This is a genomic window from Tepidimicrobium xylanilyticum (assembly GCF_900106765.1).
GTDB lineage: Bacteria > Bacillota > Clostridia > Tissierellales > Tepidimicrobiaceae > Tepidimicrobium > Tepidimicrobium xylanilyticum.
In genome coordinates this window covers 92040-105129 of the sequence record NZ_FNNG01000006.1, presented here as the reverse complement: position 1 = coordinate 105129, position 13090 = coordinate 92040, and the positions used below count along the sequence as shown (strand labels likewise).

18 protein-coding genes are annotated in these 13090 nt (G+C 32.3%); 13 read left to right on the top strand and 5 right to left on the bottom strand.

Annotation, left to right across the window (positions count from 1 at the left end; translation table 11 throughout):
• The first annotated feature begins 71 nt into the window (after positions 1–71).
• Genes BLV68_RS08070 through BLV68_RS08060 form a run of 3 tightly spaced genes read left to right on the top strand, consistent with a single transcriptional unit; the run spans position 72 to position 1860 of the window.
• Positions 72–320: a BhlA/UviB family holin-like peptide gene (locus BLV68_RS08070; RefSeq protein WP_093755204.1), complete on the top strand. Its 249-nt coding sequence runs from the start codon at positions 72–74 to the stop codon at positions 318–320.
• A gap of 5 nt (positions 321–325) precedes the next feature.
• Complete coding sequence (locus BLV68_RS08065) at positions 326–1567, top strand: N-acetylmuramoyl-L-alanine amidase (protein ID WP_093752657.1); 1242 nt, start codon at positions 326–328, stop codon at positions 1565–1567.
• 2 nt (positions 1568–1569) lie between these two features.
• Entirely contained in the window at positions 1570–1860 is a 291-nt protein-coding gene (locus BLV68_RS08060; RefSeq protein ID WP_093752655.1) for a hypothetical protein, read from the top strand.
• Between the two features lie 300 nt (positions 1861–2160).
• Here the strand turns inward: BLV68_RS08060 and BLV68_RS08055 are convergent, their stop codons facing one another.
• Positions 2161–4317 (bottom strand): recombinase family protein, encoded by a 2157-nt coding sequence (locus BLV68_RS08055; RefSeq protein ID WP_093752653.1) that lies wholly within the window; start codon positions 4315–4317, stop codon positions 2161–2163.
• A 186-nt stretch (positions 4318–4503) separates the two neighbouring features.
• Between BLV68_RS08055 and BLV68_RS08050 the strand changes: the two genes are divergently transcribed.
• Positions 4504–5067 (top strand): sce7726 family protein, encoded by a 564-nt coding sequence (locus tag BLV68_RS08050; protein WP_093752651.1) that lies wholly within the window; start codon positions 4504–4506, stop codon positions 5065–5067.
• Here BLV68_RS08050 and BLV68_RS08045 read toward each other — a convergent pair.
• The 3 genes from BLV68_RS08045 to BLV68_RS08035 all read right to left on the bottom strand — a co-directional run bounded on the left by BLV68_RS08045 (position 5042) and on the right by BLV68_RS08035 (position 8395).
• Positions 5042–6046: a beta family protein gene (locus BLV68_RS08045; RefSeq protein ID WP_093752649.1), complete on the bottom strand. Its 1005-nt coding sequence runs from the start codon at positions 6044–6046 to the stop codon at positions 5042–5044. The two genes, BLV68_RS08050 and BLV68_RS08045, sit on opposite strands and share 26 nt — an antisense overlap.
• A gap of 133 nt (positions 6047–6179) precedes the next feature.
• The gene (locus BLV68_RS08040; protein WP_093752647.1) at positions 6180–7745 is read right to left on the bottom strand and encodes a hypothetical protein; all 1566 of its coding nucleotides are present in this window, start codon (positions 7743–7745) and stop codon (positions 6180–6182) included.
• Positions 7746–8026: 281 nt separating this feature from the next.
• The gene (locus BLV68_RS08035) at positions 8027–8395 is read right to left on the bottom strand and encodes a helix-turn-helix domain-containing protein (RefSeq protein WP_093752645.1); all 369 of its coding nucleotides are present in this window, start codon (positions 8393–8395) and stop codon (positions 8027–8029) included.
• 150 nt (positions 8396–8545) lie between these two features.
• Between BLV68_RS08035 and BLV68_RS08030 the strand changes: the two genes are divergently transcribed.
• Positions 8546–8773, top strand: coding sequence for a helix-turn-helix transcriptional regulator (locus BLV68_RS08030; RefSeq protein ID WP_093752643.1), 228 nt, complete (start codon positions 8546–8548; stop codon positions 8771–8773).
• A gap of 27 nt (positions 8774–8800) precedes the next feature.
• Positions 8801–8977 (top strand): hypothetical protein, encoded by a 177-nt coding sequence (locus BLV68_RS15450; RefSeq protein ID WP_159428650.1) that lies wholly within the window; start codon positions 8801–8803, stop codon positions 8975–8977.
• On the opposite strand, the gene BLV68_RS08025 is transcribed toward BLV68_RS15450, so the two are convergent.
• Complete coding sequence (locus tag BLV68_RS08025) at positions 8978–9253, bottom strand: hypothetical protein (protein ID WP_093752641.1); 276 nt, start codon at positions 9251–9253, stop codon at positions 8978–8980. It abuts the gene before it with no gap.
• Positions 9254–9316: 63 nt separating this feature from the next.
• Here BLV68_RS08025 and BLV68_RS15445 point away from each other — a divergent pair, with 63 nt between their 5' ends.
• The 7 genes from BLV68_RS15445 to BLV68_RS07995 all read left to right on the top strand — a co-directional run bounded on the left by BLV68_RS15445 (position 9317) and on the right by BLV68_RS07995 (position 12929).
• Positions 9317–9490 carry a hypothetical protein gene (locus BLV68_RS15445; RefSeq protein WP_159428649.1) on the top strand — a complete coding sequence of 58 codons (174 nt, stop codon included), beginning with the start codon at positions 9317–9319 and terminating at the stop codon, positions 9488–9490.
• Positions 9491–9638: 148 nt separating this feature from the next.
• Positions 9639–10187, top strand: coding sequence for a helix-turn-helix domain-containing protein (locus BLV68_RS08020; RefSeq protein ID WP_093752639.1), 549 nt, complete (start codon positions 9639–9641; stop codon positions 10185–10187).
• 5 nt (positions 10188–10192) lie between these two features.
• Positions 10193–10465: a hypothetical protein gene (locus tag BLV68_RS08015; protein WP_093752637.1), complete on the top strand. Its 273-nt coding sequence runs from the start codon at positions 10193–10195 to the stop codon at positions 10463–10465.
• A gap of 64 nt (positions 10466–10529) precedes the next feature.
• A complete protein-coding gene (locus BLV68_RS08010; RefSeq protein WP_093752635.1) occupies positions 10530–10733 on the top strand; it encodes a hypothetical protein in 204 nt (67 codons plus the stop codon).
• Positions 10734–11294 carry a host-nuclease inhibitor Gam family protein gene (locus tag BLV68_RS08005; RefSeq protein WP_093752633.1) on the top strand — a complete coding sequence of 187 codons (561 nt, stop codon included), beginning with the start codon at positions 10734–10736 and terminating at the stop codon, positions 11292–11294.
• On the top strand, positions 11295–12131 hold the full coding sequence (locus BLV68_RS08000; protein ID WP_093752631.1) for an exodeoxyribonuclease X C-terminal domain-containing protein: 837 nt from the start codon (positions 11295–11297) through the stop codon (positions 12129–12131).
• Positions 12132–12176: 45 nt separating this feature from the next.
• Entirely contained in the window at positions 12177–12929 is a 753-nt protein-coding gene (locus BLV68_RS07995) for a DnaD domain protein (protein ID WP_093752629.1), read from the top strand.
• The last annotated feature ends 161 nt before the right edge of the window (positions 12930–13090 follow it).

The window sequence follows — 13090 nt, the reverse complement described above, 5'->3', positions numbered from 1 at the left end:
AAATTTAAGGGAAGAATTTTTTAAAGAACTTGCTTAAAGCAGGTTCTTTTATTTTGCTTTGGAGGTGTGGGATGGAGAAAACATTAATGGACCTAGCAACAAGCAATGGAATCTGGGCAGCTCTCTATGTATTTCTATTTATTTATGTACTCTATGATAGCAAGAATCGGGAAAAGAAATACATAGAGAGAGAAGAAAAATATCAAGAGACAATATACGAAAATCAAACAATCATAAAAGAACTATCTAAAAAGTTTGGTGTAGTGGAGACAATTCAGAAAGACGTCAGCTATATCAAAGATGAATTGAAGAGGAGGTGAAAAACATGAAAGTCTTTCTAGACGCCGGTCATGGTGGGAAGGATCCAGGTGCCTTGGGTAACGGTTTAAGAGAAAAAGACATTAATTTATCCGTTGCACTTAAAATAGGAGATATTTTAAAAAGCCATGGTATTAATGTAGGTTATTCCAGAACAACAGATGTCTTTGTAGAGTTACAGGATAGGGCAACAATGGCCAATAATTTTGGTGCAGATGTGTTTGCATCAATTCATTGTAATGCTTTTGGCGATTCATCAGCCCAAGGAGTTGAAACCTACAGCTACCCAGGAAGTATGTCAGGTAGGGACTTAGCAAAAGCAATTCAGGACAGCATAATTGCAAGTGGTGTATATACAAAGGACAGAGGAATAAAGACTGCAAATTTTGCAGTCTTAAGACTAACCAATATGCCAGCAGCTTTAGTTGAGTTAGCTTTTATAACTAATCCTCAGGATGCTGGTATATTAAGAAATAGGCAAGATGATTTGGCTTTGGCAGTGGCAAGGGGGATATTAGATTATTTAAATATAAAGTATGTTGAGGGTACATCAAATTCAAGATCAGGACTACCGATACTTTCAAAGCCAACAGCAACTATAGAGCAGATGAAAAAATGGGCGGAAAGCAAGAGGGCAAATCAGAAATTTATTGATTTAGCACCTTTATTTTATGATATTTCAGTAAAAGCGGGAGTAAATCCAGTAGTAGCTTATTGTCAAAGTGCTAAAGAGACAGGATATATGAAATTTGGTGGAGTTTTAGACATTTCTTTTAACAATCCATGTGGAATGAAAGTGTCCGCAGGAGGTGGAGATAAAGACCCAAATGCACATAAAAGGTTTAAGAATTGGGAAGAAGGAATTCAGGCACAAGTAGATCATCTAGCATTATATGCAGGAGCTCCAGGATATCCAAAGGCAGATACACCAGATCCTAGGCATTTCTCTTATTTAAAAGGCACAGCTAAGACAGTAGAAGAACTGGGAGGTAAATGGGCTCCAAGTCAAAGCTATGGCACTGACATAGTGAAAATGATGAAAGAGCTAGAAAGCATAAAAGTAAGTGAAGCAGAAGAGAAAGAGCTAGACAAGATCAAAATATCTTTACATGGCAAATTGATAGAAATAAAAGGCATTTATAAAGATAAAACGAATTATATACCAGTACGATTTTTAGAAAAGCTAGGATACCGGATTAGTTGGGATGATAAGAGTAAAACTGTAATTATTGAATATAAGGAGGGTTAACTATGTATAACGATTTTATTACTATGGAGACTCTTGCTACTTTTGCTGGTCTTGTTGCAGCAGTATCTATAATTGTTCAATTTACAAAATCATTAATAAAGAATAGATTTGGTGATGCAGCAGTAAGAATTTATACTTTTATCATAGCACTAATACTGACTTTTATATTTGCTAAATCAGGGACAGGTATAGAAGGAATAGTACTTACTATTATTAATTCAATTATCGTAGCTATAGCTGCTATGGGAGCTTATGAGAATATAGCTGATCCAAAGGCAGAAAAGAAGAAATAATATTAAAAATTATGGCCAGGATTAACTTCCTGGCTTTTTTTGTTTTTTGAAGAATTTATATTTTAAAAACTTATAAGAAGATGAATCTAAAGATTTATTTTTGGTTAGCATCCCTACCAGAAGTTGTTAATTTTTGCTATAATTTAATTGTATTTTTAAAAAATTTTGAAACTTTCTCACAAATATGCTAATATTCAATTGTAAAAGGGGTGATTCTTATAAAGAAAGAGGATTTGTATTGGATTGCAAAGAGATTAATGGACGTAGCAAAAGATAGAGTTTCTTCCTAATTATATATAGTTATTTTTTATTATAACCTAATACCTTATAAATTTTTTCTAAAGTATTTGAATTAGAAATTTTGCCTGACTCATAATCTTTAATTGTGCTTTGGTGAAGATTACATCTTTCAGCCAATTGTCTTTGTGACAATCCAGCAATCATTCTATATTTATAAATGATTTGCCCAGGAGTATTTTCTGGCCATTTATCAGTACCAAGTAAATAAGCATTAGTTGTGTTTAATACTTGACTAATTCTATTGAGGGTAGTAATATTAGGTATTGTTCGAGATTTTTCAATATTTGAAATTGTTTCTGGGGCAAGGTTGCATAATTTGGATAAATCCTTTATAGTATAATTGTTTGAGATTCTACATTTATATAATCTTTCTCCAAGGGAAGACTCAGGTAGAGTTTCTACATTATATATAGGGTATTCTAAAGTTATGGTTTTGCTTTTTGCTAATACATCCATGTCCATGCGTAAGCAATCCGCTTGACTATCCAAGTCATGAAATTCCTTCCCGGGCAAAAAGTACAATACCAGCTTAACTTTGTTCCTATCAATCCTTATTTCCTTCACTATGCTTCTTAGTAATTTCTTCTTCTCATCCAAGTCCAGACATTCATATGTGTATTTAAAATTCTCTATATGTTTTATCACTGTTTCTAGGTCATAGGATTCATTATAGTTATTGTTTAACTCCAGGTTAACTTTTTCTAATTCTTTTCTTAATTCAATCTTCCTAGCTTCTAGTTCTTTATACTTACGTTTTATTATCAATTCAGGAAGTATATTTTTAGATAGAGCATCTACTAAATTATTTATCTCTATATCTAGGTTGTCCAATTCTGATTGTAGTTTATTTCTTTTTGCTATAAGAGGCACACGTCTATTTTCTATATCGTTATTTGTAGCTTCCAGAATCGATTCTAAGGACTTTTTATTATTAACTAGACCTATGATATGCTTCAATACTAAATCTTCCAAAATATCGGCTCTTACGTTGCTATTATCACATAGGATTTTAGATTTCTGTTCTCGTGTTATGCATCTAAAGTAGTGGTAATAGCCTTTTTGTTTGTTGCTGGAATCTTTAGGAGAACTAAACACACTCATTGCAGCACCACATCTACCACATCTTACAAGGCCTATTAAAGGAGATCTTTCACTTTGACCACTTCTTGGAGCTTTATTTTTGTTTTTATTAAGTTTATATTGTACTCTTACAAAAGTTTCTCCGGGAATTATACCTTCATGCTCACCAATAGAAAGGATCCATTCATCTTCATCACGTTCCCTAGTAGTTTTCTTATGAGGTCTTCTTCGGTTGTAGAACATTAGGCCATTCTTGCCATTATAATCTTCTTTATCATCAACAATGTTTACTTTAGTATTATTTTTAAAGTAGTTATAGCTATCAGTATCAGCAATGCAATACAAAGGATTCTGTAGGATTCTTGATACTTGATTATGAGACCAATGAGCTCCGTTTTTAGTTTTATAGCCTAATTCATTAGCTTTAGAAACAACGTTCCTAATGGATCCTCCTGGTTCTAGATACCATTTATAAAACTCTTTTACTATGGATGCTTCCTCTTGATTGATAATTAGTCTAGAAACTTTTTTAGTCCCCTCTTTATACTCAACAGTATCTTTTTCTACATCAAAGCCATAGGGAACAGGACCACCGTTCCACTTGCCTAATTTGGCACGGTCAATCATGTTATCTCTAACTCTTTCAGCTATCGTTTCACGTTCTAACTGTGCAAAAACTGCAGTTATGTACATCATGGCTCTGCCCATAGGAGTTGATGTATCGAAATTTTCTTTGATACTAATAAAACTTACACCAAGACTGTCCAATTCTTCAATTAGTTTAGAAAAGTCATTAACGGACCTAGATACTCTATCTAGCTTATAGCATACCAAATATTGATATTTTCCTTTATGTATTTCTTGCATCATCAATTCAAAGTCAGGCCTGTCTAATGTAGCACCAGATACATCATAATCTTGGAATACAACATATCCCCATCCACGTAATTCACAGAGAGATATACATCTGTTTATTTGGTTTTCAATAGATTCCCCTTTTTCTGTAGCTTTAGACTTTCTTGCATAGATAGCAGCAGTAGGAGCTCCATCTATTAATTTCATTTGTCTTTGTTTCATAAAACATCCCCCTTCGAAACAAGTGTTCTTTTGTATATTATAGCATAACTGACTTTATTTGCAAGCAAAAAGTCAAGGATTCTAATTTTGTGGTTATTGAACTATAGTAAAATTTTCTTAAATAGAGTATATTATATGATATATTATATATAGAGACATACTTATACATAAATCAGGAGTGATAATATGTTGAAGGACAAAGATATTAGAGTAACTTTAATTAGTGAGATTGCTAAATTAAATCAAAATAATGATTATAGGTTAGTAGAAGAATTAGCAGTATGTGATGGTGATGCAAGAGTAGATATTGCTGTGATTAATGGTAAACTATGCGGATATGAAATAAAAAGTGATAGGGATACTTTAGAAAGACTTTCTAGACAAATTGATGCTTACAATAAAACATTTGATTATATAACTATAGTTGTGGGTGAAAAATATAAGGAAAATATAATCCATGAAATTCCAAGTTGGTGGGGAATACAAGTTGCTCTAAAAGATACTAATAAAGTACTTATTAAAAGTATTAGGCCAGCAATTATTAATGATGAAGTAGATGCTCGTTCTGTTATAGAGCTTTTATGGAAAGATGAGATTCTGAAACTATTAAAAAGTAAGGGAATTAAGGGCTTGTCTAATAAAAATAGAAGAAAATTAAGAGATATAGCCATGGAGGCTATACCTCCTAATGAAATAATAGAATATACAAGAGAAGCTTTAAAAGTTAGGAAGGGTTGGAGAGCTGATTAATCACAATTGTAATGTGATGATTAGTGCCAACCTTTCTCCAGGTTGAGAGATTGCCGAAATTTTTCACATCATCATTACATCTAGTATATATATAGTTGTCACCCCAGGAATAATCTTTTCCTGAATAACTTTCGTCATTGATGAGCATTTTACATGATTGTATTACATTTTCTGAATCTAAGCCACCTTTCTTTATAGTTTCTCCTTTTATAATTATAAAAGAATCTTCCGAAGTGTATCTTAAGTTATGTGATAATTTCATATAAGGCTTATATTCAAAGTAACCTGGAGCACTAATACAATAGTCGGAATATATTAAGTTAATATTGTGCTTTGCACTTTGTTTTTTAACAAATTCCCAAAGCTGATAATCATATCTTTTAAACTGATATATTTTATACCTAGAGATTCCACTTAAATACTGAGGAAATGCACTACTTGATAATATTATTCTTCTATAAAGATTAATATCAGGTATAGATTGGAATAGTGCTCTAGCTACTATCTTCTTCTCACTAAAATTGTTTTCATTAATATCTTTTAAATCAATTATTAAATCCACATCATTAATATCTATATATTTTGTTATTTTGCTAATATTTTCTTCCAATTCGTCCAAATCATCACTTGTAATTCTAATGGCTATTCCGTTGCTTGAATAATCCCAAGCTTCCTTTATTGCTTCCTCATCATCTGATAAGAAAACTACTGGAATTACATATTCTGGATCGCATTGGTTTAAAAGTTCAAAGTATATTTCTCCTCCCTTTTCTTCATAAACTTCTTGTAATACATCGAAGTAAAAATATCTATTATCCCAATTAGATAAAGAATCTTCAAACTTAGTTACTTCAAAATCTGGAGTTATTTCTATTAAAGGTATTATTTTATCTTTTATAGAATCATCTAGCTCCTTTAAAGCTTCTTGCTCTCCCTTTTTCCACTTAACAATTGGAACATAAATAAAATCAGATTTCATAAGCAACCCTCCTCTAAAAATAACTTAGAACTAATAGCTAACATTACAAACTAAAATTATAAAATTCATGTGAGCATATTAATCCTCCTTTCTAATGATGCTAAACTAGGGCCCAGACTATTATGTCTAGGCCCTAGTTGTCAGTTTGCCTATCTTTAAATAATTTATCAGTTATAAAGGATCCCAATTTGAAAGATATGTATATTACAAAAAACAATGCTGGGAACCCAATAATTGGATTATCTATATGTACGATTGTGAAATTTCCAATAAAAGCAAATATAAAAATCGAAATTAATACTCTAAGAATTCTACCTTTTTTAGTTGGTTTTGTACTGGTGATGGTACTAGATTTGTCTTTTTTTCTATCGTTAATATTTTTTACTATAAAATTTTCGGAGGAATTACTAGTATTATCAGTATTATCATTAAAAATATCATCTAAGTTTATATTAATTGTATAAGCCAAACCTCTTGCTTCTAAAGTTGGCTGGACACCTTCATATGGGATACCATTTTTAATAATAGTAGTATATTCCCAATCCTTATCAACTTTTGGATTTATAGTATTAGGCAATTTATCTACATTACTTAAAACTACATCCATATCAAGTGCAGGGCATAATTTATATGGAGCTAGTCTAGAAACAAGTTCTTTTTTAATTGCATCCTTGTCAACATGAAATATTCCTTTTGTATCCATTATTCCATAAGAGTACCAAGGATCATTATAAGCATGCATTTGTGCTCTGTGGCAACCAAAAGGATTTGAAGTATACTCACTTGCACCGTAACAGAAGTCAGATTTTCCACTTCTGCATTTATCACCATAACAATAATTTAAGTTTCCTACTATTTTGCGGTCGACCATAGCGCCATTAATTATTACATAACATGATTTCCAGTTTGATACTAACTCGTATAATTTAATGAACTGTAGATATTCACTAGGTTCATCAGAAAAAACAGCCTGATGTAAAATCTTATTATCTACTACATTTTCTATGTATTGTGGGGCTGATTTAGCTAATGCAACAGCCTGGGGGTAGTTCTTCGAAGGAGATTCGCCAAATGAAATACTAATATACCAATCAGGAAAATCTATACTTTTTGGTATGTCAGGTAAGTTTATATTGTCATAAGATTTTTGGGAAGCCTCTTCTTTTTCAATGTTTTTAATCTCTTCATTAATTAATTCATTCTGTTCTGGCAAGAACAATTTATTAGTATTCTTATATTTTATTTTTACAATGTGTTTATAAAATCTTAGGACCCATTTTAGTGCTTCTTTATCTACGTAATGAAGCCTAGAGTACATGTCTTTTTGGAGAGTGCCAGGATATTCTTTTAAATGATTTACTAATTCATTTACAGCTGCCTCACAATTATTTATCCAGGTATGTTGTGCGTATCTCTGAGGTTGATTAAGTATATTTACCTCATAACATCTGTCAATTGCTCTCCTAGCTTTATCCCATTCGCCATATCTCATATACATATCTGGCAATTCGTCTCTGCAGTACATAGTTGGTGGGGTTTCACCCCATTCTTCAATAAACTGCTTGACTACTTTATCCAGAATAGAGAGGATTTTCTCACCAGACTCAAAATATAGTTTAATTTCATCATCTGTACAATTAGTTTTTGATATGTTTCTCATGTTTTCTTGTAGTTTAAAATATTTATCTAAAATATCCACTTGAACACCTCCAATCGTAATATTATTAAGATCATATATCATTTATAAAACATCATGAAATTTTATAATACAGATTGAAAACAGAACATATGTTTGCTATAATATAAGAAACGACATTCGCCACTGGTTGTTTAAAGGGGGTATATAATAGTGGTGGAGGATATAAACTACATAAAAAGCCAAATTGAAAAATTAATAGCCAATTTTACTGAAGAAGAAAAAGAACAATTAATAATTAGTTATATTGAGTATAAAGAAAAAAGCAACTAGATCCATCTGTATCAGTTGCTTTTTTTATTCCTGCTTTTAATAAATTCATAAAGATCTAATAGGTCATCTACTGAATCTTCATTAAATTCAATGCCACGCTCTATAGCTTTCTTCTTTAGTTCTAATAAGAATTTATCCAAATCAGATAGTTTCTCATCTTCTTCTTTATATGGGTATCTTATATCTGAAACACCCATGAGATAATCCAAAGATACATTAAAGTATTCAGCTATTTTCTTTTTAATATCATCATCAGGAGTTCTGGCTCCTGTTTCATACTTTGATATAGCTGAATAAGATAAGTTTAGTTTTTTAGCCAGTTCTTCTCGAGACATATTTTTCTCTTTTCTTAATTGTAATAATCTGTCTTTAAATTCCATAACTCCACCTCTTTGCTACATCTTAACACAATACGTCCAAAATCAAAATAATTTTGGACAAAAAGGGAAAATAATGCTTGACAATGGACAAAACGTCCATTATAATTAGAGATAAGAAAAGGACATTTCGTCCAACATGGAGGTGAAAATATGAGAAAGACTCTAAAAAAGCTAAGATTGGATAGAGGGTTATCAGTAGATGAGATTGCAGATGAATTCAATATTTCATCATCTTACTATTATAAAATTGAAGCTGGCACAAGAAATCCAACTATGAATTTAGCAAAAAGAATCGCAGATTTTTTTGGCAAAGAAATAGAAGAACTTTTTTTTAGTCAGGAAATGGACGAAACGTCCAAGAGTAATCGAACAGCCTAATGGCTTTATATGGAGGAGGTGACTGGAGTGGAAAAATGTATGAATGGTATACCAAAATTATTTCCATATGTAAAGGAGGTGAAGGAAATCTTAAATGATTTTGGAGAGGTAAACAGACTCATAAATGAAAATTGGATACTCATAGGAGTCGTGTCTACCTCTGACAAGACAGTTTTTTCGATGGGGAGATTAGAACTAGACTAATTACCAACCATAATCGGGATAAGGATCTTCTATTTTTTCAGTCTCTTCCTTATTTAATTTTTCATAGTTTTCTTTAGTAATACCTAAAACATAATGAATGGTTTGTTGTTGTGGAGCAATGTCGTGATCATAGCAAGTAGTATAAATTTTTAGCAATTTCCAGCCTCTACTTAACAACTTATTAACTTTATCAGTTGCTATAGACCCTGAGACACTTGAGTAGCCATTTGATGTAATTTCGATAACTCTATCGATGTCAGAAAGATTTAAATCCAATTTGTTCACCCCCTTTCATGTAAATTTTACCATACGGCATGAAAGGGGACAAATAGAAGGGAGATGATTATAATAGCTAAATTACCTATACCAACCATTGAAAAAATAGAAGTTACCTGGAGTGAAAGAGCTGAAGAACAACAGAAAATATTTTTCACTATGATAGGACAAGCAATAAGAAAAGCAGAGATGGCAAATAAAGAGAAAGGAGGGAAAGGAAAGGATGAAACAGATTAGGATAGGAGGCTTTGTATGCATAGCCAAGGATATGCCTTCTAAGATGCAGGAGTTTATTAAGAAGGCAGAAAAGGAACTTAAGGAGTATAGGAAAAAGTCCGCTTGATTATCTTTAATTAGATTATATCAAGAAAAGGGGTGATTTTGAATGAACTCAAGCTATCTAATTGACTATCAAACACCAAGGGAGAATATGAGATTAAGTCGAAATGATGTAGCTGCACTACTAGCAGATAGGGGAATAGAAATTAGTACTGAAAGTCTAGGTTGCTATGAGAGAGGGGTTAGAGATCCTTCACCTGGAATGGTGGTAGAACTAGCAGATATATACAAGGAACCATTTTTAACACAGAGATATTGCAGATACAACTGTGCAATAGGACAGGCCTACAGTTATGAAATATTAGACAACATAGACTTAGATAACTTAAGCAATATAGCACTTAAGCTATTGGAGGAGCATAGAGAATCTCATGATGTCCTAGCTGAAATACTTGTACTAATCACAAACAAAAGAACAAAAAAGGATTTTACAGATTATGAGTATGAGAGACTTAAAAAGAACGTACATGAGTTGCTTGATACAGAACATACTATAGAAATTTTTAAGATTGCATTGAATAAGTTTATAGATATGAAAGAAATGATAGCAGAACACAATGAAAAATGCAGACAAAGAGGTTATACAAGGAGGTGAAAAACTTGAAAGTCGAAAGCTCTTTAGATTTACGTTATAACATAGCAGCTATGTGTGTAGCAATACTTCGAGAAGATATAGCAACGCCAGAGCAAGCCTTTGCAATTATATCTGAGTCTGCATATAGATTAACAGATGAAGATACTCAAGACATGATAAAAATGCTAGAACAAGGCATGAAGCTTGAAGAGGTAGGACAGATATATGGAATGACTAAAGCAGGAATATCTGCAAGAATAAGTAGATATAAAAAAAGGACCTCACAGACGGCTATCTGAAAAGGTCCAGTAGAAAATAAAAATATCGTTTATTTAATTATATCATATTGAAAGGAGAATCAAAATGGATGCTATTGGAATTTATATAAGCCATGTAAATAGAACTAAGTCAGAGATTGAAAAGGAGATGCTATATGCTGCTGAAAAGATTGTTGAATTGGAAAGGACTGTAGAACTAGGGAAACAAGCAGAGAAAGAATTAGAGAAGGTAAGAGAAAGAATGATGGAATTGGCTTTAGAATATGCAAGTCTAAAGGGGGATATGTAAATGGAAAACTTGATGATAGATATTTTAGATGAGGCTTTAGGAATTCAGGAAAACGAAGAAGAAACTTGGAAAATCAAGAATGATGAAGAGGCTGATTGGTGGATTGAATTACATCAAGAGAAATTAGCTGAGGTTAGAAGATTAAGAATTCAACTAGAGAATAAGATAGCTTTTTATCATGAAAAGTTGGACAAGGTAATAAAAGAGGAAGAAGTAATAATTGAGCGAAGAGACAGTAAGCTTTTAGAGTATTTTGAAACACTAGACAAAAAAGATATGAAGAAGACCAAGACTATGTTGAAATATAGGTTACCTAGTGGAGAGTTAGTGAAGAAGTTTAGAGCTCCTGAATTCAAACGTGACAATGATAAATTAACTCTATGGCTAGAGAATAATGGCATGAAGGAATATATAGAAGTAAAGAAACAAGCTAAATGGGGCGAATTAAAGAAAGCTACAGAGGTAATTAACGGAACAGTAGTATTAAAAGATACTGGAGAAATAGTTGAAGGTGTTGAAATTGTTGAAAGACCAGCTGAATTTAAGGTGGAGGTGAAGTAGATGAATAACAATCAAATTGTAGTGCAAGAGAGTAGCCCAATAATGATAATTGATGGGATTAAATTAGATAGAGTGCAGCAGTCAATGGATAAGATCCATCAGTTTCAAAGGGTGATTCAGAATACACTAGTAGAAGGACATGATTATGGCCAAGCGTTTTATGGAGCCAGTAAGCCAAGCCTACTAAAGCCTGGAGCGGAAAAGATTCTTATGCTCCTAGGGCTTAGTAGCGAGTATGAAATCATAGAGAAGATTCAAGACTATGACGAAGGATTCTTTGCATATACAGTTAGGTGTGTATTGAAAAGAGGAAATCAAGTTATAACAGAGGGATTAGGACATTGCAATAGTAAAGAAAAGAAATACGAATCAGATAAGCAGGACAAGTTTATGCTAGGAAATACATGTCTTAAGATGGCAAAGAAAAGGGCTCAGGTTGATGCAGCTCTTACTGTAGGAAGTTTATCAGATATATTTACTCAGGACTTAGAAGATATGGCAGAGTTTAATCAATCAGAAAGGATAGAGACTATGAACCTAAATGATGCAGAGAACATGAAAATAAATTTTGGTAAACATAGAGGAAAAACATTAGGCCAAATTTATAAAGAATCTCCAGATTATGTGGAATGGCTTGCAGGAAAAGCGAATGATCAAGCATTAAGGAAGGCAGCATCAATTCTATTAAACCAGAAAAATAATGCAATCAATAATTTAATGAAGGCAGTAGATGCAACTTTAGAAAAACATCATGGAGATAGTCCAATAGATATGGAAGCAGCATTAAATGATCCAGATTTACCATGGAACGATTCTGATGAGAATGAACCATTTTAGGCTAGGAGTTTTATGCTCCTAGCCATGGAATAGGAGGACACTGAAATGAACTATATGGCTGAAATTAAAGCGTTTTATGATTTAGTACAAGTTAAACAGTTGTCCACAGGGCAAATTGCTTTATGGCATGCCTTAATGCACATAAACAATAAATGCTCTTGGGCAGAGTGGTTTACTGTACCGAATCTAACGCTTGAATTGAATACTGGCCTTTCTAGATCAGGAATTTATAAAGCTAGGAATGTTTTAAAACAATATGGAATTATCGATTTTAAATCAAATGGTACAAAAGCAACTTCTTATAAAATGTTTAGTCTGCTAAATAGTAATCAAGTTAGAGTGCAAGAAAGTAATCAAGAAAAAACAACTCTGCCAAATAGTAAGCAAGATAGTAAACAAAACAGTAATCAAGATGGGAAACAAGATAGAAAGCAATACAGTAATCAAGATGGTAATACATTAAATATACAAGACAATACTATACAAGACAATACTAAAAATAATAGTACTACTACTGAGACTAGCGAGGAATTTAGATTAATTGCAAAAATCTATCAAGATGCTGGTTTTTTAGTGGATGGTTTTACATCAGATTGGATTATGAGCTCTTTAGACATGTATGGCTTTGAGTGGGTAAAAAATGCACTCCTAGAGGCTGAAAGACAGGGAAAGCGTAGCAGAAAATATGTTGAGGGTATACTACAAAATTGGGAAAGAAGCGGAGGTATGAGACTATCTACAAACTCTTCAAGAAATAATGTAAACCAAGATAATACAATGTCTGATTATGGGTGGTGATTAAGTGGATTATTTGGAGTTTTTAAGGAGATCTATAGAACAAAATGAGAAAGAAGCAAAGGAGCTAATTCTTAAAGAAAGACAAAAGAAAATAGAAACCCTGCTAAATAAAAGTGGTATACCTAAAAGGTTTAAGAATGCTACATTTGCAAATTACAATC

Bases quoted from the DNA above. Each gene is read 5' to 3' on its own strand.
- BLV68_RS08030 (WP_093752643.1), top strand. From the start codon at position 8,546: ATGAGAAAGACTCTAAAAAAGCTAAGATTGGATAGAGGGTTATCAGTA.
- BLV68_RS08065 (WP_093752657.1), top strand. From the start codon at position 326: ATGAAAGTCTTTCTAGACGCCGGTCATGGTGGGAAGGATCCAGGTGCC.
- BLV68_RS15445 (WP_159428649.1), top strand. From the start codon at position 9,317: ATGATTATAATAGCTAAATTACCTATACCAACCATTGAAAAAATAGAA.
- BLV68_RS08035 (WP_093752645.1), bottom strand. From the start codon at position 8,395: ATGGAATTTAAAGACAGATTATTACAATTAAGAAAAGAGAAAAATATG.
- BLV68_RS08055 (WP_093752653.1), bottom strand. From the start codon at position 4,317: ATGAAACAAAGACAAATGAAATTAATAGATGGAGCTCCTACTGCTGCT.
- BLV68_RS08045 (WP_093752649.1), bottom strand. From the start codon at position 6,046: ATGAAATCTGATTTTATTTATGTTCCAATTGTTAAGTGGAAAAAGGGA.
- BLV68_RS08000 (WP_093752631.1), top strand. From the start codon at position 11,295: ATGAATAACAATCAAATTGTAGTGCAAGAGAGTAGCCCAATAATGATA.
- BLV68_RS07995 (WP_093752629.1), top strand. From the start codon at position 12,177: ATGAACTATATGGCTGAAATTAAAGCGTTTTATGATTTAGTACAAGTT.
- BLV68_RS08005 (WP_093752633.1), top strand. From the start codon at position 10,734: ATGGAAAACTTGATGATAGATATTTTAGATGAGGCTTTAGGAATTCAG.
- BLV68_RS08060 (WP_093752655.1), top strand. From the start codon at position 1,570: ATGTATAACGATTTTATTACTATGGAGACTCTTGCTACTTTTGCTGGT.
- BLV68_RS08010 (WP_093752635.1), top strand. From the start codon at position 10,530: ATGGATGCTATTGGAATTTATATAAGCCATGTAAATAGAACTAAGTCA.
- BLV68_RS08050 (WP_093752651.1), top strand. From the start codon at position 4,504: ATGTTGAAGGACAAAGATATTAGAGTAACTTTAATTAGTGAGATTGCT.
- BLV68_RS08020 (WP_093752639.1), top strand. From the start codon at position 9,639: ATGAACTCAAGCTATCTAATTGACTATCAAACACCAAGGGAGAATATG.
- BLV68_RS08070 (WP_093755204.1), top strand. From the start codon at position 72: ATGGAGAAAACATTAATGGACCTAGCAACAAGCAATGGAATCTGGGCA.